At 41.8% G+C, this 18,793-nt stretch carries 19 protein-coding genes; 10 read left to right on the forward strand and 9 right to left on the reverse strand.

Annotation, left to right across the window (positions count from 1 at the left end; translation table 11 throughout):
• The first annotated feature begins 21 nt into the window (after positions 1 to 21).
• The 9 genes from QXH45_02735 to QXH45_02775 all read left to right on the forward strand — a co-directional run bounded on the left by QXH45_02735 (position 22) and on the right by QXH45_02775 (position 12,108).
• The gene (locus QXH45_02735) at positions 22 to 792 is read left to right on the forward strand and encodes an ABC transporter ATP-binding protein (GenBank protein MEM2078157.1); all 771 of its coding nucleotides are present in this window, start codon (positions 22 to 24) and stop codon (positions 790 to 792) included.
• Positions 792 to 2,069 (forward strand): ABC transporter permease, encoded by a 1,278-nt coding sequence (locus QXH45_02740; protein MEM2078158.1) that lies wholly within the window; start codon positions 792 to 794, stop codon positions 2,067 to 2,069. The genes QXH45_02735 and QXH45_02740 overlap by 1 nt, the downstream gene beginning before the upstream one ends.
• A gap of 66 nt (positions 2,070 to 2,135) precedes the next feature.
• Positions 2,136 to 2,645, forward strand: coding sequence for a MarR family transcriptional regulator (locus QXH45_02745; GenBank protein ID MEM2078159.1), 510 nt, complete (start codon positions 2,136 to 2,138; stop codon positions 2,643 to 2,645).
• Positions 2,646 to 2,651: 6 nt separating this feature from the next.
• Positions 2,652 to 4,082: an alpha-amylase gene (locus tag QXH45_02750; protein ID MEM2078160.1), complete on the forward strand. Its 1,431-nt coding sequence runs from the start codon at positions 2,652 to 2,654 to the stop codon at positions 4,080 to 4,082.
• Positions 4,083 to 4,142: 60 nt separating this feature from the next.
• Complete coding sequence (locus tag QXH45_02755; protein MEM2078161.1) at positions 4,143 to 5,675, forward strand: glycoside hydrolase family 57 protein; 1,533 nt, start codon at positions 4,143 to 4,145, stop codon at positions 5,673 to 5,675.
• Positions 5,676 to 5,758: 83 nt separating this feature from the next.
• A complete protein-coding gene (locus tag QXH45_02760; GenBank protein MEM2078162.1) occupies positions 5,759 to 7,609 on the forward strand; it encodes an alpha-amylase/4-alpha-glucanotransferase domain-containing protein in 1,851 nt (616 codons plus the stop codon).
• Between the two features lie 11 nt (positions 7,610 to 7,620).
• Complete coding sequence (locus QXH45_02765; GenBank protein ID MEM2078163.1) at positions 7,621 to 9,135, forward strand: glycosyltransferase; 1,515 nt, start codon at positions 7,621 to 7,623, stop codon at positions 9,133 to 9,135.
• Positions 9,136 to 9,190: 55 nt separating this feature from the next.
• The gene (locus QXH45_02770; GenBank protein MEM2078164.1) at positions 9,191 to 11,077 is read left to right on the forward strand and encodes a glycoside hydrolase family 57 protein; all 1,887 of its coding nucleotides are present in this window, start codon (positions 9,191 to 9,193) and stop codon (positions 11,075 to 11,077) included.
• An 89-nt stretch (positions 11,078 to 11,166) separates the two neighbouring features.
• On the forward strand, positions 11,167 to 12,108 hold the full coding sequence (locus tag QXH45_02775) for a phosphohydrolase (GenBank protein MEM2078165.1): 942 nt from the start codon (positions 11,167 to 11,169) through the stop codon (positions 12,106 to 12,108).
• 10 nt (positions 12,109 to 12,118) lie between these two features.
• Here the strand turns inward: QXH45_02775 and QXH45_02780 are convergent, their stop codons facing one another.
• Positions 12,119 to 12,808 carry a hypothetical protein gene (locus tag QXH45_02780; protein MEM2078166.1) on the reverse strand — a complete coding sequence of 230 codons (690 nt, stop codon included), beginning with the start codon at positions 12,806 to 12,808 and terminating at the stop codon, positions 12,119 to 12,121.
• 80 nt (positions 12,809 to 12,888) lie between these two features.
• Between QXH45_02780 and QXH45_02785 the strand changes: the two genes are divergently transcribed.
• Complete coding sequence (locus tag QXH45_02785; protein MEM2078167.1) at positions 12,889 to 13,467, forward strand: hypothetical protein; 579 nt, start codon at positions 12,889 to 12,891, stop codon at positions 13,465 to 13,467.
• Here QXH45_02785 and QXH45_02790 read toward each other — a convergent pair whose 3' ends face one another.
• The 8 genes from QXH45_02790 to mnhG are packed head-to-tail and all read right to left on the reverse strand — an operon-like array spanning position 13,468 to position 18,793.
• Complete coding sequence (locus QXH45_02790; GenBank protein ID MEM2078168.1) at positions 13,468 to 14,454, reverse strand: complex I subunit 1 family protein; 987 nt, start codon at positions 14,452 to 14,454, stop codon at positions 13,468 to 13,470.
• Complete coding sequence (locus QXH45_02795) at positions 14,454 to 14,819, reverse strand: sodium:proton antiporter (GenBank protein ID MEM2078169.1); 366 nt, start codon at positions 14,817 to 14,819, stop codon at positions 14,454 to 14,456. Before QXH45_02795 ends, QXH45_02790 begins: the two co-directional genes overlap by 1 nt.
• Positions 14,816 to 16,438: a proton-conducting transporter membrane subunit gene (locus QXH45_02800; GenBank protein MEM2078170.1), complete on the reverse strand. Its 1,623-nt coding sequence runs from the start codon at positions 16,436 to 16,438 to the stop codon at positions 14,816 to 14,818. The genes QXH45_02795 and QXH45_02800 overlap by 4 nt, the downstream gene beginning before the upstream one ends.
• A 10-nt stretch (positions 16,439 to 16,448) precedes the next feature.
• Positions 16,449 to 16,952 carry a Na+/H+ antiporter subunit E gene (locus QXH45_02805; protein MEM2078171.1) on the reverse strand — a complete coding sequence of 168 codons (504 nt, stop codon included), beginning with the start codon at positions 16,950 to 16,952 and terminating at the stop codon, positions 16,449 to 16,451.
• Between the two features lie 6 nt (positions 16,953 to 16,958).
• On the reverse strand, positions 16,959 to 17,378 hold the full coding sequence (locus QXH45_02810) for a sodium:proton antiporter (protein MEM2078172.1): 420 nt from the start codon (positions 17,376 to 17,378) through the stop codon (positions 16,959 to 16,961).
• Complete coding sequence (locus tag QXH45_02815; GenBank protein MEM2078173.1) at positions 17,375 to 18,163, reverse strand: Na(+)/H(+) antiporter subunit B; 789 nt, start codon at positions 18,161 to 18,163, stop codon at positions 17,375 to 17,377. Before QXH45_02815 ends, QXH45_02810 begins: the two co-directional genes overlap by 4 nt.
• A complete protein-coding gene (locus QXH45_02820; GenBank protein ID MEM2078174.1) occupies positions 18,147 to 18,422 on the reverse strand; it encodes a hydrogenase subunit MbhD domain-containing protein in 276 nt (91 codons plus the stop codon). Before QXH45_02820 ends, QXH45_02815 begins: the two co-directional genes overlap by 17 nt.
• Positions 18,419 to 18,793 (reverse strand): monovalent cation/H(+) antiporter subunit G, encoded by a 375-nt coding sequence (gene mnhG, locus QXH45_02825; protein ID MEM2078175.1) that lies wholly within the window; start codon positions 18,791 to 18,793, stop codon positions 18,419 to 18,421. The genes QXH45_02820 and mnhG overlap by 4 nt, the downstream gene beginning before the upstream one ends.

The raw sequence follows: 18,793 nt of genomic DNA on the forward strand, positions 1-18,793 counted from the left end.
AGGTTTTAAAATAATTTATCATTGATCATAATCAACATAGGACAGTATGTTACGAGGGGGTTATTGACGAGGAAGATACTTGAAGTACAGGACATTAGGAAAACATATGAAGGCCACGTTAAGGCTGTTGATGGAATATCTTTTAATGTCTACGAGGGCGAGATATATGGATTAATAGGTCCGAATGGGGCTGGGAAAACCACTTCGCTGAGAATCATAGCTGGCCTAATAAAACCTGACTCGGGCAGAGTTCTAGTGGAAGGTGTGAACATTCATGAAGGTCGTAAAGTAAGTGAAAAGCTCATAGGTTACCTTCCAGAAGAAGCCAACACGTATCCATTGCTAACAGGATATGAACATTTGAAGATCTATGGTGGGCTTTACAATGCCAGTGATGAAGACTTGCGGTTTGGGATGGAGGTAACTGGTCTCGGGGACAAACTCTTTCTCAAGACCGGTAAGTACAGCCATGGGATGAAAAGGAGGCTTTTACTAGGTGCTGTTTTAATGACGAGGCCAAGACTCGCGATTCTCGACGAGCCGACGAGCGGGCTTGACGTGCATGCAAGCGTGATGGTTAGGAAAACAATAAAAGATTATGTGAAAAGAACGGGTGCTTCGGCAATAGTGAGTAGTCACAATATGTTGGAGATAGAATACTTGTGCGATAGGGTTGGTCTCATTTTCAAAGGGCGAATAATCGAGGAAGGACCCCCACGCGACTTGATCAGAAAATATAGTGCTCATAATTTAGAAGAGGTATTTGTCCACGTTGTCAAAGGTGTGGAGTGATGGTACAATATCGTAGATTGAGAATCCTACTAGAGAAGGAGTTTAAAGACTTGTTGAGAGATAAGAAGGCTTTAATGACAACTATTCTACTTCCTTTGATATCACTACCCTCCATAGGGATTATGACATTACTACTTGTTTCTCAGCAACCACTGTTAGTGGCGTTAGTAGACGAAGATAAATCAATTCATTATAACACTGAACTGTTCGTTTCAATGTCGTCGGAATGGGTTGTTGGGAATCTTACGATTGCGTTGAACTCACGCGGTTATAGAGTATTAATAATAGAAAATAGATTGAAAGCGCTAGAAGACCCAAGCATCGATTTAATCGTAGTAATTCCCAAGGATTTTTCAAGAAACTCAACTAGCATGGATTCAATCGGGAGAATAGAAATCTTGAGAAGAGCTAATGTACAGTCAGCGATAAATGCGGAGAACGTCGTGAGGGGAACCGTGTACGCTATAGCTGTAAACCTCTCTCACGCAAAGATCTCAGGGCTTTATGAGAGGGCAGGATTGGATCCGAGCCTGTTTAAGCCTGAGTCATTTAGAGAGCCCATAACTACTGGTCCTACGACTCTTTTATCTCCACGAGGAGAGAGAGTAGGGATTGAAGCAGAGTTGAAAACATATCTTGCGCGCTTATTGGTTATGGCTTTTGCGTTTGTAGTCACCCCTGCTTCAACATACGTTATAGATGGAATAATTGGCGAGAGACAAAGGAAGACTCTTGAGTTGCTGTTAGCATCTCCGGCTACTCTTATTGAAATTCTTCTTTCCAAAATAAGTGTTGCCACGGTTCTTGGTCTTATAGCCTCTATGGCAGATATTACAGCATTGGTAGCCTACATAGCTATTTTAATGATGATCCTGGGTGGACAACTTTTCACGATCCTGGATGTAGGTCTCCTCATATTGCATTCTATTACCTCTTTCTTCACTATACTTGCAACTGTCGCGATAGCTGTACCCTTCATCACGAGAACTAGGGGGATTAGGAGTGCTGGAAACATAGCTGGATTGATTACCAGCATTGCTATAATATTCTTTTTCATAGGGTTTTTCGTAGATTTTCCCAAACTTGACCCCACAGTATTGAATATTCTTCAAATTATTCCTTACACTCAAGCTATACTTACGGTGCAAAACTATATTTATGGGAGACCGGGAGATTCGGTGTTTAGTTTGTTTATACTGGCGATTTTTTCATTAATAATTTTGATCGTTGCAGTAAAAACAGTGAATAAGGAAAAAATACTGCTAACTCAAGATTGAGAGATGGGGAATTAGTAAGTATATTTATATAGAAAAAGTAATATATAATTACTCAGGTTAAAGAATATGAAAGTTAAGAAAGCTTACAAACTTTTAATGTTGGCTGATGAAGATAATACGATAGATGTCAGTAAGGCGTGCAGGATTTTTAACGCCAGCCCCAGTACTGTTCGCAAGTATTTACACCAGTTGATTTCTGAGGGATTCGTGGAGAAAACAGTGGATGGAAGATTTGTTTTAAGTAAACTCGGCATTTCCATAAGGAACTTTGCTAGTGCTGATTCAAGTAGGGATAGAATACCTAATTACGTAATTACCGATGTTGAAACCGGTCAACCAATACCCCTGTCCTTTAAAAGTTATGAGCAACTCTTGAGTATAATCAATTATGAATTGGCTCCTAAACAGGTCCTTGAGGAACACTTGAAAAAATACATGATAGAGTGGATTCGCAACTCAATGAAGGATGAGCTTCTTGCCGAAAAAATAGCTAAAGGGGAGATACGAACTGTTGACGACTTGAAAAAATACTTAGAATTTATATTAACACTTATTGAATCGTTAAGAAGTGGGTAGAGATGTTTGAACCACGAATTAGACGCTATTAAAGAAGTCCTAGAAACTGAGTACCTACCTAAGGCAAGATGGTGGCCGTGGAAGAACTCTAAGAAACATTTAGATATCAAAGTATTCTCTAAAGCCAATTCATTGATCTTTCTTATTTTCAAAGTAGACGGGTTGGTTTTCCAGCTCCCCTTGATCTCTCTTAGACGAGGTGGGGAGTTTATCGATGATAGGAGTTTTTGCATTAATAACGAGTGTTTCCTTGAAGCAGAATATCATCCTGGCTATATTGAGGCTTTCGAAAGAATAGAGGGAGCCAGGCTTCAAGTGTTGGCAAGGCCACCAGGCAAAATCCTGAGAGCGTCGCCTGTCACGCTGGAGTCAACAAACGTTGTGTCCTTATTGATAGATGAAAAGGGAGGAAAATATGTGTTGAAAAGTTATAGACTCTTGCCCGAGACAAATATGGAGGCCCTGATGATAAAGGCCTTGGTTAAGAATAAATTTAAGCACATTCCGAACGTATATTTAATCCTTGAACATAAAGGTCTTGTATCGGGCATTCTGATGGAGTATGTTGAAGGAGTAGGAGACGGAGGATATCCGTTCTATAGGCATCTTATAAACTACCTAAAGGGTTCTTCTAGAGTAAACGAAATACTGGGTTTGTCAGCAAGTTTGGGAGTGATCATCGGAGAAATGCATAAAGCATTAAACATTGGGCATGAGAACTCCTTTTATGGTTTGGAGGAGATTGGCAGCGAAGATACGGAGATTTGGATGAAAAGGATGAACAGGTACTATGAAGAAACCACGAGGAGATTGGATGAATCAGTTGGACGTTTAGAATCTTCAAGAAGAATCTCGCTTGAAAAATGGAGAGGCATATTCGAGAAACATGGGCAGAGGATTCTCGATGAAGTGAGCTCCTTTTTAAAAGCATACGAGGGTCTTGAAAAAGGAAGAATACATCAAGACTTACATTTAGCTCAAATGATTTTTGTCCCATCGCGTAACGATTTTATTATAACTGATTTCGAGGGCGAACCAGGGCGTGCTCCAGAAGAGAGACTAATGAAGGAACCATTGCTCCGCGACCTTGCCACCATGATTAGAAGTTATCACTACTTGGCCCATGCGGGAGTCATGAATCACTTTGCAATAGGAATCGACCAAGCAAGCGACATTATGGTTGGAAATGATCCAACGTTAGAATGGAGGATGAGAAACGTCATGGCGATGGTGAACGCTTACCTGGCTAGCACAGCAGGTAGCAACTTATTGAAGAGTTTGAGAGCCCACGGTGTTAAAAAAGTACATACCTACTTGTACCCATGGATAGTTGAACGCGCTTTATATGAAGCTTACTATGAATCCATGTATCGTATAGAATGGTTCTCGATCCCCGTCGCCGGTTTATTGGACCCCCTACTCAAATATTTAAAGTAGATAATTAAATTGAGGGGAAACTCATTACTTAACTCGGTGAGGTCTTTGACAAGTGTTACCTTGTTGTTTGAGGTTCATCAGCCATATAGGCTTGATAGAAGGATGCATGAGAAAATCATTGAGAAGGCGCTGAAAGGCGATTTAGACTCTAAAGAGATTGAGGAGGCGATCTTTGACAACTCATTGAACAAGTATGTTATGGAAAGAGCGGCTCGCAGGTGCTATTTGCCGGCTACAAAAATCATTCTTGAGAACATAAAACGCTACTCTGATTTCTCGAGACCTTTCAAAGTCTCCTTCAGCATTAGTGGAGTTTTTCTCGAGCAAGCGTTGAAATGGGCTCCCGATGTTGTCGATGTTCTACGAGAAGCTGTCTCCACTGGAATGGTTGAATTGTTGGAACAAACATACTATCATAGTATAGCAGCCTTCCTCCCTAATTATGGATATGACGAGTTAAGGAGCCAAGTGCTTCAGCATAGAAAGATCATTAAGGAACTCTTCGATTACGACCCTATCACCATTGAAAACACGGAGTTCACCTTTAATAACGATTTAGCCTGCTTTTTCAACGGCTTAGGTTATAAGGCAGTAGTGACTGAGGGCGTCGATAGAATACTGGGATGGAGAAGCCCCAATTATGTCTACAAGGCATGGGGTTGTGAGGCGAGGGTTTTAACTAGGAATTACAGGTTAAGCGATGATGTTGGGTTTAGATTCAGTGATAAAAAATGGGATCAATACCCCTTAACAGCGGATAAGTACGCATCATGGTTGGCCTTAACTCCCGGTGATGTGATTTTAATCGCAGTAGACTACGAAACATTTGGGGAGCATCACTGGCCTGAGTCAGGAATACACGAGTTCCTTAGATGGCTCCCAGGGGAAATCTTAAAGTACGGTCATCTCGACTTTTCTACCCCACGAGAAGTTATTGAGAAGTATCAGCCGAGAGACGTATACGACGTTCCACCGTGGTCTACAATAAGTTGGGCCGATGAGAGAGACGTAAGTGCTTGGATCGGGAATACCATGCAACAGGAGGCGGTCAGAGCCGTTGCGGACCTTTATCCATATGTTCAGGCAATCCGCGATCCTGAAATAATCGAATTGTGGAGAAAGTTAACAATAAGTGATCACTTTTATTATATGGCTACTAAGTTTGGAACCGTAGAGGAAGTGCATGCTTACTTTTCACCATTCAAAAATGCTAGCATAGCGTATGGGTTGTTCATGGAGGCCATTGGAATCATGTCAAAATTCATCTTTGACAAAATAAAGGAGGACCCTGCGAAAGTAGCTTCGAGGCTGACCGCACCCCTAGATAAAGCCTTCTACTTCACTGCCCCAAGCGGTGTTTATATAGGATTGCATGCAAGATCCCTGAGGGAACTATACTATCGATTGAACGAAGCTCCTATCGAATCCTCAATTTATCATTTAAAGAATGGCCATATCTCACAGTGGATTAAAAACGTCCTATTGATGGAAGAATTATCGCATAGAATTGATGAACTCTGTAAAGAGCACATTGAACCTGTGAAACTGGTTGAGGAAGTGAAAAAAGAGATAAAGCAGTTCTTGGAGGATTGATCTGAGTGACTCCTGTTAACTTTATATTTGCACTACACTTTCACCAGCCCACAGGACAATTGGAACATATAAATAAGAGGATAATGGAGAATAGTTACAAATTGTTGCTTGAGATTTTCAAAGAATATAGCAGTTTCAAATTTACCGTTCATATTAGTGGGCCACTCCTCAACTATATGATGGACTATTATCCCGATTATCTGAACGAGTTATTGAAATTACATGATTATGGAACCATTGAATTCATGGCGGGGAGTATAGGGGAAGCCATACTACCGATCCTGCCAATGGAGGATAGAATTGAACAGTTGAAGTTCTACCTGGATGTTTTCGAAAAACTGGCCGGGTTCAGGCCAAAGGGCTTATGGTTGCCAGAGAGGGTGTGGGAACCAAGTCTGCCCTATGTAACTGCAGTAAACAATATAGAATATGTGTTAATAGATGACTCAACACTCGTTAAAACGGGGCTGAGTTCTAACTACTCTAATTATGCTTGGCTTACAGAGGAAGGAGGGTTCCCCCTCAAAGTATTCTTCATAGACGCCGGCCTGCGAAATATATTGCCTTGGGAAGACCCTAAGAAGGTATTGGAATACATGCGTAGCAAAATGGGCGATGAACCCAAAGTCCTCCTGTGGGGAAGCGATGCCGAGAAATTCGGAGAGTGGATGGATCCGGGTTGGAGTAGAGAATGGCTCACAAGATTCCTCGAAGCATTGAGAAGCAACAGTGACATAATCAGGATGGTGCAACCGTCTGAATATTTGGATTCTTACGGCGTTAAAGGGTTGTTGTATTTGAACTCAGGAAGCTATGATAAAATGTTAGAGTGGAGTGGGGGATTCTTCAGGAATTTCCTAATAAAATATAAGGAGAGTAATAATATGCATAAAAAAATACTCTATGTCAAGAAGAAAATGAGAAACGCTATACTCTCAAGAGACATCACTCTCAAATACTATTTGGCTCAGTGTAATGATGCATTCTGGCATGGATTGTTTGGAGGAATCTACTTATCACATTTGAGACAGGCTATATATGAGAACCTTATTTACGTTGAAAGAGAAATCGAAAGAGTCTCAAACTATTTCGAGAAAGATGATTCAATTTATAAACTATACGACTTTGATTACGATGGGAGAAAAGAACTATTAATAGAGACGCCTCTTCAAAACCTATACGTCAAGCCCGACGACGGCGGGGTCCTGTTCGAATACGACGTCAAGGTGATGGGGCTCGAGCATAATCTCCAGGATACTATGAGCAGGTATCCTGAACCATATTTGAACATCCCATGGTTTAACCCGGACTGGTATAGACGAGTCAGCTGGAGAGTCCATCTGTGGAGTCATGACACTGGAATTTACGAATGGATCAATAATTCGCCATTTAAGGATATGAGCGACTTAGCCCTTTCGCGAAGCTATGTTTCCCTATCCCAGGATGACCCCAGAGAAGTTATTCTCAGGAGCATAGGAGGTTATTACGTGTTGGGAGGTCTTTCGAGCAAATTGCTTCTAGAGAAACGCGTTAGGCTTGACAGGTTGGGGCATAAAGTTTCATACAAAATTGTAAACATGGGTCCTGGCGACGTTAAAGCAAGATTGGGGTTAGAATACCATGTCTCCCCCAAGATCGACAGAAAAGGCATGCAAAAGCCGGTTTACTTCATTAAGGGAGAAGAGAGAGATATAATGCAGTCCTTTATCGGAAGAGGTAATAGTATATCGTTAAAGTCTCCAATATATTCGCCGATCATTTTGAAGACATCCAGAGATGTTGACTTATGGGTTTCCCCTCTCAACATGTACGCAAGGACCGAGAAAGGAGTAATGGAGACTAATCAGGGCTTGGCGATAATGTTCAGCGAAGTTATCGAGCTGAAGAAGGACGAAGAATACTCGCTTGATATTGAGTGGAATATCGGTGATTGAGAGGATCTAAAATGAAAAATATATGGATGTTGTCTTTTGAATCATTCCTAGTTAGGAAGGTAGGAGGGTTAGCTGAAGTTCCACCGAGGCTTGCTGAGGCCATAACTCGGAAAGGTTATTCAGCAGTAGTTGTCACACCAGGACATGGAATAACCGCCCCTGCGAGTTCGAAAGAACTCTTTTCAGCTAAAATAGATGGTGAAACCTTCAAAATAGTCAGACTCGACGTTAAACCAGAACACTTGATAGCGTTGGGTGGAGTTTTAAATGATCCAAATGTATATTCGGGATCTAATCTCTTAAAGAAGTCAGTCGTTTTCGGGATATTGGTGGCAAGTTACATAAAGTATCTTGTCGAACAAGATTATGAAAGTATTCCCATTGTAGTTCACGGCAACGATTGGCACAGTTTCCCAGCACTACTACTCGTTAACTCCTTTAGGACGGAGAGGAATTTAAATATTAAATTGGTGTATCAACTACACTTGTTCTCCAAGTTAAAAATCGGCTTGGACTTCCTTCAACATAACCTTGGACTCTCCCCTGAGACACTTGTGACTGGAGTAGATGGAGTCCAAGCTGTTAAACACTATTACGATAGATCTAAAGGATGGATCGAGAAGTTCGTTTTCCTCACAGTGGACAAATACGTAACGGTAAGTAAAGGCTATGTCAAAGATGTGGAAAGAAACCTTGGCTTAGACGTTGCTGGAAAAATAGACTTCATTCCTAATGCTCTTGTCTGGACCACTAAAGAGGTTTTCGAAACAGTGAAGAGGCAATATGATATTGAAAACCCTCTTGATCCAAAGAATAGAAAGAAGGTGAGGAGAAGGATCCTTACTGAAGAGTTGAAAAATGTTGAGGGGATCATTACTGAGCCGAATGTCGAATCATATGTGAGGAACATAGTAGATAAGTATGAATTGTCCACACCGAAACCTTTCAAATCCGATGGAGAATTGTTATTCCTTTCCGGCAGGCTTGCTGGACAAAAAGGGCTTGAAGATTTCCTGGACGTATTAGAAGAGGTAGTGATCGCTGAACCAAACGTAAGGATACTAATGGCCTATATTCCAATCGAGGGGAGTGCATCATTACTTGAAAAGCTTGGGGAATACTCTCTATTGTTCGATGATCATTTGAGAGTTATCATAGGGAAAATACCTATTGAAAAATACCTTTCAATATATTTTGCCGCAGACGCGTACATCGCTCCAAGCAGGTACGAGCCCTTTGGCCTTGTCGCTGTTGAGGCCCTAGCTGCGGGGACACCTGTCGTTGCTTCACGCACTGGAGGATTAAAGGATATTGTAATCGATATTCGAAAAGATTTTTTCAACGGGGTGGGAATACTGTTTAATCCCAGGGATAAACACGCCCTCTTAAATGCCGTTTTGGAACTTCTTGAAAGAATGCGCGATCCTACTTTCGAGAAACAAATAAGGAGCAACTGTGTGAAGAGGGCTGAAGAGTTTTCATGGGACAAGTCCGCGGAAAAAGCTCTGAACACATATTTCTCTTAAACATTTATTACAGTTAAGGGGCTAATTTAGATCAATCTCTGCATAGGGTTTTGCTATGAACTCGCTGATACCCATTAGAAATCTTGATGGGTTGGAGGGATATCTAGTTCTTAATAGACCAGTTTTCAAAGTAGGGGAGGAAGCCAGAATACACGCCATCCTTAGATCACTTAATGGAGAAAAGGCGGCACGTTATTCTATTACTAGAAATGGTGAAGTAATTGCCGAAGGAAACATAATGGTGACGAGCGGGAAGGATGAAATAGTAGTTATCTCCGTGGGAGTTGAGGAGAAACCTGGTGAGTACGACTTGACTTTAAAGGTAAATGATGCACCTATGGACTTGTTGAAGTACATCGTTATTGAACACGTGCCTCGTGCAACCTTTTTGTCATTTGTTTGGCACAATCACCAAGCACCCAATTATCTACCCGACAAAGTTTACCACTCTCCTTGGGCATTCATTCATGTTTACGGGGAGCAATTGAAACCATATGGAAGAGGACCGTATCATTACCACACAGAAATGCTAGTAAAACATACGGATTACAGGGCAACTTATAATTTAAGTCCAAGTTTACTGTATCAATGGTATCAAGCAATTGAAGAAGGTGTTGTCTTTCTCTCAGGGGAAAAAATTAATAAGGATGATGAAAGAGCCCAGCTAATTCGTGAAACCCTCAATAGATATAAAGCAGCTCTTAAAAGCGCGCAAATAGACGTCTTATCCAGTATATATGCCCACACTATAGCGGGGTATGTTTCGAGCGTATTTAACGCCCCTGAAATCATCAGTGAGGAGCTCAAATACGGAATGGAGATAACACGTAGGGTAATGGAGGGTTATCAACCGCTGGGTGTTTGGACACCTGAAATGTCTTTTTCAATGGATTTAGTTGACATATATTACGATGCAGGAGTAGAATATACTATACTCGACGACAAATGTCACTTACTACCCGCAGAGGGCGAGAAGAACTCTAAGTATGAGCCTTATTTAGTATTAAATTCTTCCTCTGGTAAACACATTACAGTGTTCTTCAGGGATCAAGAATTAAGTGATCTCATCGGGTTCAAAAACGAATTTGAAAGCGCAATACATGCATGGAGGAACGCGTATGAAACTTCACTCATAATTTCCAGAAAAATACTTACCGAAAAACCTAGAGTCCTAACGCTGGCTCTTGACGGTGAAAACTGGATGATCTTCGCCAAAAACCCGCCGTTCACTGCGCACTTTTTTGATAAATTGCTAATCTACCTGGAGTCATTATACGACCTGGGAGTTTTGAGAATGACCTCCCTTCGCGACGTATATGAAAACGTTCCTGTTAGGCGTATTCTGACCAAAATCCCCTCGACGACTTGGTTATGCACTTATAGGAAATGGAGAGGGCAGATTAAGGATCAAGAATCCTATTGGGTTAAGGTAAAAGAAATCTACTTAAGAATTAAATCGTATGAGGATGCAATACGTGGAAGAGATGAATCCAGTAACCTTGCTAGGTGGGCTTTGTGGCACGCATTAGACAGTGATTATTGGTGGGCTGAGTTCTGGCTTCCAAAAGTCATTGAGAGTTGGCTGAGCGAGGCCTCACGGATAATTACTAGCAGATTTTCCCAAGTAAGAATCAGGCAGATACTTGTTCCGCAGGAGATATTTAAGGATGAAGAGTTTGAAGCGATCATTGAAGTAGAGAACAACTTGGAGAAGACTCTCTCCTTAGAGCTGGCTGTTCTTCCTTGTGATGATGGATACTATTGTGGGAGCAAAGAAATCATCGTCAAACCAAAGGGTATTTCGCCGTTTCCAGCAAGAGTAAAGCTATCTCGTGTCGGTAAACAACCACTAGTTGCCCTCTTGACAAAGGGCGAAGTAATCATTCATAATAAAGCGGTTGAAATTGAAGTAAAACCATCTCTTCCTCCCAACCCTTCATAACGAGGGTATATCGTGACAAAACATTTATATTGATTTCTTCAAGAATATTTTAATGTTTTAAATAGTTTTGTCTATAAGGTGTTAGCCGTTTGAGGAGTGGTAAAAGGAGAGGGATTATAACACACTGGGATTTGGACGGGATAGCGTCAGCTGTGATCTTAAGCAGGGTATTGAATCCGGAAAAGAATGTGCTCTCCTCTGTAAATAGTGTTATCAAATACATTGGAGAACTCATCGATCAAGGTTTTAGCGAAATCTGGATAGCAGATCTAAATCCTCCTAGTTTACAGAAAGACGATGTAGGTTTGACTCTGGAAAAGGCTCGGAGACGTGGGGTTCGATTATATTGGTTTGATCATCATCAATGGGCAGACGAGATGTTAAAACTCTTTAATGAATACGATGACGTATTGTTTTTCTTAAACGAGCCTATGCTTGTAGCCTCCGAACTCGTAGCTAACTATCTTGGAGTAAGTAGTAATGAATACTTTAGAAAACTAGTGAGTCTTGCATATGATGATGATTTTTTCGAGAACAAGTATGAGATTACGCGAATTTATCGTAGGGTCTTGAAGTGGGATGGGTGGGATATTAGATATAAGGTTTTGTACGATTTAATAAGGGGAGAGCTAGAGCCCAGGTGGCTCTTAGAATACTATGTAAATGAAGTCAAAAATGTATATGAAAACTTGATTCGAGAAGCCATTGGTAGAATGGAAATAGTTGAAAAGAACAACGTAAAAATAATCGTCTTTCCAGACGTGGATCCTAGGGTTCATCCCGGAGAGTTAATCGAAGTTGTTAGAAGCAGGAATTTCTTTGCACACGTCTATGTAGTGAGATATCCGCGAGGGGTTAGTCTTAGAAGCGATTATATCGATGTGTCTCAGATTGCAGCGATATACGGCGGAGGAGGACATGCGAAAGTCGCTGGAATACCTGGAGGGGTGAGACTTGACAATATATTGAAAACCATTATGGAGTCTGTTGAGAAACAATTAGGTAGCGAACGTCCCTTATATATCGGCTGACTATTTTAGATTAACTTGTTAAACTCAAATACAATCCCACTATGATTGCTAACAACCCGCCAATAATTTTGAAAATCTTTTCATGTCGAAGTAGAGTTGAGAAGACGATTTTAATTCTTGTGACTCCTACTATTCCAAATGTTAAAGCCACTAAAGGAGATATGAAAACTAAGACGTAGAAGGCTGTTAGGGGAAGCCACAAGGATATTTCATACCTAGTAGTCAGGATGACGTAAACAACGTATAAACCAGCGCTACACGGGAGGATCGTAAGGGACGCTAGTAAACCCAACAGGATCAAATAAGGTCCAGTGAGGGAGCGAGTTATTTTAAGTGTTCTTACCAATCTACACTCAAGCCTATCATCCCTACACACTTCTTCGCTAAGAACTTTCTTTGAAAACAAAATAGTGTATCCTATCATTGCACCTCCATACGCGATCAGGATAAGTCCCATATGCCATCTTTCAACTAGAATGAGCGAGGTAAGCGATCTCAATAGTAGCCCTAAAAGAAGGTATCCGAAATAAACGCTTGTGAGAAAGAAGCCAGCATTTTTCAAAATCCTTCTTAAATCCGTTAGCGAAGTAGATAGCATTATACTCACGTAGAGAGCATAGAAGCAGGGGTCAATGGAATCCAACAGTGCTGATGTAGCTACCCAAACAATGAGCGAAGGGAGATTATCCTCTACCAGCATCGATTCCTACCATGAACATGTAAATGACATGAAGTATTTATATTGCTTATTTTTACTTTTAAAAACTTAAGGGGGTTTATTTGGCTAAGAGGATCGGTAACAAGAAATCATCTAAGAGAAAGGGAACACCCGGTTTCGTCATTACCTTAATAGTGATAGGGATATTTGTTATAATAGGCTCAGTAGCTTACTTCTTATTAACACGCATGGGATCAAACGAGGTTTCTTATCAAATACCCCAGGTCGGGGAAAACCAGATCGGAGTTTTCTTGTCGGGAAGATATGTTCAGAGTATTAATAGTACAGACAAGCTTCAAAGAGTGATTGAAGAGATCAATACGACATACGATATTAGTAGTATAAGAATAATAATGTTTGGTTCACTGACGTGTCCTCACTGTAAGGCGATGGATGCATTTTTCAGCGAGAATTACTCAGGGATTTACAGAGTGATATGGATTACGGGTGGTAGCAACTCAAGTTTAAACTGGTTTGTTGAAATAGCATCCGAAGAGGTTCAACAGGGGATACCGGAGCAATACGCAGGAGCGGTTCCACATACTCTGATTCTCGATAATTCGAGCAGGTTGAGAGCGATAGTTATAGGGGAGATCACGGATAAAGGATTTTGGGATTTATTACTGGAAAAAATGGGATGATTACAGTATAATATGTAATGTTGCTAATATGCCTGCAACTATGGACGGTGCTAATCCGTATTTTAATATGGAAACTAATGCTTGCTCGATCCTAAATCTCCCGAAAACGTTTTTCACATATGTTGCTATTGTTATTACAGCGAGATATTTGACAATTAACATCACAATTCCTTCAATGCTCGAGTGTGAGAAGGGTGCAGGTCCGCCCAGGATCAGGTACACTATCGCTAAGCCGGAGACCGCGCTATCCAGATCGTGAAGGAGTGATGATAATGCTAGCAGGGGCCCTGAAAACTCTGTCTCGAAACCTGCTATAAGCTCTTGCTCTGCTTCAGGTATGTTGAAGGGAGGCATCATCAGTTTGGCCTGGGTTGCCGTTATCACTGAAATTAATACGAGAATCATTATTGGTAGCGTAAGCGGATTAGTCCATAACTGGAAAACTCTCATGGATACAACAGTCATCATTAGAGGCGTATCTGTTTCCCATGAGGCTAGGAAGGTGGGGATTAATAGACTAGTGAAAAATGCGGGCTCGCTAACAGTTAAGATAGATAGGAGCCTCGACACACCGATGCTTGTGTAAGGTCCCGGCATGGAGAGGGCAGCTATGATGATCATTATTATGGGCCAAATGCTTGCCATATAGAAGAATATTAAGAAATCGTATGGGCTTCCGAGCCCGAAAATATTTAACGGTAATAGCAGTAAGGATGCTACGAGAGACGATATTCCGAGAAGCAAGGAGATCTCTGCAGCTCTCACCATGCTATACCTCGTTTTCACGATCTCCTTGACTCTCAGTAATTTGATGAAATCGTAGACAGGCTGAAGGATCCCAACAGGCCCCACGTACTTAGGACCCATTCTTCTCTGCATTCTTGCACTTATTTTTCTAATATAGTACTGTGTAAAGAACGATAGTGCTAGGGCAAATAATATCCCTGGGAACACCAATATGCTGAACAATAGGCTTAGAAGGTTCATTATACTTGCACCCCCGTCACGTATAATATAATCATCAATATTGCGAGTAAGAATAACAATCCAAGCCATGATGAGATAAAGTCGAACCAGTCATGCAGACTCCCCGTCTGAATTCTATTCAAAATAATGCTGTATGTGTTCTTTGCAAACTTTCTAATGAACCCCCAATACAAGTGTCCTATGCTGGGAGAGACCTCTTTAACCACTTCTTCAGGCTCGCCTGACAAGTATATATGCGTCTCCCTTACCGACTTAGACTTCAACGAGTTGTAAAAAACATAGAGTATTGTAAAAGCTATTCCCATCGAAGCGAAGACCATGATTGTTGTTATTAAGGGATCATAGAGGCTGTATGGATGGTTCATGGATTTACACCTCCCAGCTTTAAGATCGCATGAAAAGTTTCATGGATATAATTAACGACCCCTTCCCTTGAAATAGACATTAGTCTAGGTTCGGATACTAATCCCAATAATAAAACCACGGCCGCTCCCAATATAACTAGGGACGCGGATAAGATTAGCATTAACAGTTCAACCCTTCTAGTAGAAACATCTCCTTCTCTTTGATTACCAGTAGCGAAGATCACTGAGTAAAGAGCCTTCAGGTATCCGGGGATTGAAAGGGCTGAAACACCGATTAAAATGATGTTCCCTAACGCCCAGCCCGCTTCAGAATATGCTTGATACATCAGCAATTTCGAGAAGAAACCAATGAAGGGCACCAGTCCTATCAGATTTAGGAATCCTATTGTGAAGGCAGTTGATGCCAATGGATGTTTTCTGCCAACACCCCTCATATCGTCCATGTTTCTAGTCCCGGCTGAATCTATAAAGATTCCGCTAGTCATGAAGAGAAGGGCTTTTGAAACCCCATGAGATATTATATGCAATACCACTGCTGCGATGCTCAGCTCGACTACTCTTGAATTATTTGAGAAAGCTGGAGTGGCTATCACCATAAAAATAAGGCCCATGTGGCTTATGGTACTGTATGCCAGCAGCCTTTTGATATCCTTTTGAATCATCATCATTAATGCTCCAATGAGGGCACCTACGACTCCCAGGACGAACAGGGCTATTAGAACCAAATTCCTATATTCGCCAAGCAGGCTTCCCTCGCCGAATATTGTGTACAAGAATCTTATAGTAGCGTAGACTCCAATATTCACTACTAATCCTGATAGGGCTGCTGAAACGGGAGTTGGGGCTTCAGGATGCGCGTCTGGAAGCCAGAAGTGGTTGGGGAAGAGGGCGGCCTTATAGGTGAATACCCAGAGGGACATTGAAACGGCTATTAATGCCGCGATCTTGTATACCTCCACGTTCCCTGTAACAGGCAATACTGGGGTGCAAGACGGAGCTCTCGATAGACATGATAGAACACCCATGTTTAGGGAACCGTATGTTGCGTAAATGACGATGAGAGCTGTGAAGTATATTGTTGTAGCCACAGCCCCAATTAAAGCGTACTTTGCCGACGCTTCAACGGCCTCTGCCCTCTCCTTATGATATGCTACTAGCCCGTAAGCCGATATCCCAAGCACTTCGAGCATAACGAATAAGTTGAAAGCATCGCCGGTGTAGAGACATCCCAGCATGCCTGCGAGCAAGCCTATTAATAGTACGTGATACCATACTGGTTCATCGAGATGTTTACTATACCATAGTGAGTACAACGCTATTGCTAAGAAAACCCACGAAGTCATTAAACCGATTATCCCGTTCAAACCATCGACTGCATAGCTTATTCCAAAGTGTGGAGGCCAGCCACCAAAGCCGTATACTATCGGCCTCTGGTTTTTAACTACCCAGTAGTATATCACCGAGCTACTGAAAGATGCCCAAGCTCCGGCCACCACGCTTAGAAGTCCAATGATGCTTTTATTCTTCGTTAATTTGTCTAGGAGGGGTGTGGCGAACGCTATCACAGCGAGAACTGGGACGAGTAGACCAGTCAAGTTGAATGCAAGCGCATCCATCATTTTCTCACCCTTATTCGAAAATTATTTTTGCATATTTCTCAAACACGGATGAGATCATTTGTCTAGCTTTGTGAGGCTCGATGCTTTTTGCATCAATCCAGTGAACATAGAAGACCTTTTCCTCGAGATTCACATCTACAACAACTGTACCTGGAGTATTCGTGATCGAGTTTGCTATCCCTGTTATAGCGTATTCTGTTGAAACCTCAAATGGAACCTTGACAATCGCAGGGTTAACAGGCGTTCTTGGGTGTAGAATACGTTTAATAACGTCTATGTGCGCCCTTGTCTCATCTACGATAAGGTAACGTATTGCGTAAAATACTGTAAAAATCCATCGTTTGGGGTTTAACGTTTTCCTCGGATTTTTAATAGTTATATTTGAAAACAGATATCCTGTTATAACTCCTACCCCAGCCCCAGTGACAATGTCGTATGTTGAAATGCTTCCGGAGAATAAAATGTATATTGTGAAGCATAAGAGAGCGATTAAAAGTGTATTGAGAATCTTCATCACACTTCACCCCTTTAACTTCCTAATCCTTCTCATGTCGAGTGTTCCATAATGCAGGTAGAGCTGATGACCCAGAAATATGAGGAAAACCGTCACGGCAAGCCCTATGACAACCGCGGTTAGTACTAAGGCTTGGGGGAGGGGGTCAACAGCCCTGGCTAGGAATTGGGATAGGACTCCAGGCGACACTTCTGTGGTTGGTAAGACTGGGGGTCTCGGATTAATTGTCCCGTCATTCAGCCAGCGGCGGTATCCAATGTATATTGCGAAAGTGTTGGCTGTGTCGGACAATATTGTTAAGCAGATCACTTTTTTAATGTAGTGTGGTTTATAGAATATGCCATATAATGCTAATGCAGTGTTCAGTAAAAGCGAGAATATAACTATTGAGAGCAAGTAAGTATTTAGAAACTCCGGGTTAATCATTTTTCCTCGCCCTCGCTTCTAGAGGGATAAGTCAATAACAAGAATGCGATAGTGAATCCAGCCGCCACCGCGATCATTTCAAAAAAGTTGAAAAACCAAAGCGATCCGCTGATAAGGAAACCATTTAACGTAGCAGGAAACGTGACAGGCGAGGTAGGCTTAGCCATGTTTTGAAATACATAGGCAGATTCACCTAATACTAACCCAGTTAGAAATGCGGCTAATGCGGTTACACCAATCCCAACCAAGCCTATGCTTCTAAGCATAAGCATGTTTTCTTTCGTGACTCTCCTGTTCAATAGGTAATAGATAGAGAAGACAATGATGATGAGTAGTGGAATGACAGCTATCGTTGCTCCACCTTGGAAGCCTCCCCCAGGGGTTAGGTGGCCGTGAAGACCGATGGATGCTCCAACAGCAATTATCATAGGCGCTGTTATCTTTGTCACGGATTTAACAATAACGGATAATCCTCCCTCTTTTCCCGGGTTGGCTTTCAATGATATTCCGCGAGCTAGAGAAATCCCCGCTATTAACGCTAGATAGAACACCGCGGTCTCGAAAAGCGTGTCCAATCCTCTGTAATCCCATACGATTGCTGTTACAGCTTCAGGTGAATTTGCTGTGAGATTTTGCATCCACGGATTCAACGTTGTTGATAGATAGAAAATTGCCAGAGGCCTGACCTCCATTCCGGGAATAAAGTACTCAGATGCTAGTGTAAGTAAAAGACTGAAACCGAGAACTACGAATATGATGAGTAAGATCTTAAACAGACTCCTCATCTTGCTCCACCCTCTCAGTTTTACTTATTAAGAGGATTAGCACTCCGGGTATAAGACCCACTGCGACCGGAAGATAAACGAGGACTATATCAGGCGCCATCAGTAAGAAGTAAAGAAGCGCATAAAAAGTACTTTGAATTGCGCTATAGATTACAGCTTTAATCAGATCCTTTTCGATTACAGCGTAGTAAACGGATACAGTTGAACCTATTCCAGCAAGCGCCATAAACAAGTAAATAAGGGTTTCAGCCGAGATCAAATCTTATCACCACACAATTCCGGGTCTAACTCATCGTGAATACATGGAGACACTTTAACTATCCTAGATCTATGCACTGCACGAGCTAACGCATGGGATCCGGCGGGTGCAAGTAGCAAAATGATTAATGAGGTAACTAGGCCCGCTCCGCCCATTAAATATCTGTAAGAACCCAATTCATCGTACACAAACGCGATTAGCGAGGCCCCGATAATGGGAAACACCGCTCCCCATATCGTGCCGACTGTAGTGGCATGGAGGCGTAGATAGAAGTTTTTAAATCGATGCATGCCTATTGAAGCTATTAGGTCGCTTAATCCTCCTAAACCTATTAAGGCTAAGCCTAAATAGATGATAATATCCTTTAGCAT

The organism is Thermosphaera sp. (assembly GCA_038827615.1).
GTDB lineage: Archaea > Thermoproteota > Thermoprotei_A > Sulfolobales > Desulfurococcaceae > Thermosphaera.

Excerpts from the sequence above, each read along its gene's own strand:
- QXH45_02740 (MEM2078158.1), top strand. The coding sequence starts at position 792 with ATGGTACAATATCGTAGATTGAGAATCCTACTAGAGAAGGAGTTTAAA.
- QXH45_02745 (MEM2078159.1), top strand. The coding sequence starts at position 2,136 with ATGAAAGTTAAGAAAGCTTACAAACTTTTAATGTTGGCTGATGAAGAT.
- QXH45_02760 (MEM2078162.1), top strand. The coding sequence starts at position 5,759 with ATGGAGAATAGTTACAAATTGTTGCTTGAGATTTTCAAAGAATATAGC.
- QXH45_02765 (MEM2078163.1), top strand. The coding sequence starts at position 7,621 with ATGAAAAATATATGGATGTTGTCTTTTGAATCATTCCTAGTTAGGAAG.
- QXH45_02770 (MEM2078164.1), top strand. The coding sequence starts at position 9,191 with ATGAACTCGCTGATACCCATTAGAAATCTTGATGGGTTGGAGGGATAT.
- QXH45_02780 (MEM2078166.1), bottom strand. The coding sequence starts at position 12,808 with ATGCTGGTAGAGGATAATCTCCCTTCGCTCATTGTTTGGGTAGCTACA.
- QXH45_02790 (MEM2078168.1), bottom strand. The coding sequence starts at position 14,454 with ATGAACCTTCTAAGCCTATTGTTCAGCATATTGGTGTTCCCAGGGATA.
- QXH45_02795 (MEM2078169.1), bottom strand. The coding sequence starts at position 14,819 with ATGAACCATCCATACAGCCTCTATGATCCCTTAATAACAACAATCATG.
- QXH45_02800 (MEM2078170.1), bottom strand. The coding sequence starts at position 16,438 with ATGATGGATGCGCTTGCATTCAACTTGACTGGTCTACTCGTCCCAGTT.
- QXH45_02805 (MEM2078171.1), bottom strand. The coding sequence starts at position 16,952 with ATGAAGATTCTCAATACACTTTTAATCGCTCTCTTATGCTTCACAATA.
- QXH45_02810 (MEM2078172.1), bottom strand. The coding sequence starts at position 17,378 with ATGATTAACCCGGAGTTTCTAAATACTTACTTGCTCTCAATAGTTATA.
- QXH45_02815 (MEM2078173.1), bottom strand. The coding sequence starts at position 18,163 with ATGAGGAGTCTGTTTAAGATCTTACTCATCATATTCGTAGTTCTCGGT.
- mnhG (MEM2078175.1), bottom strand. The coding sequence starts at position 18,793 with ATGCTAAAGGATATTATCATCTATTTAGGCTTAGCCTTAATAGGTTTA.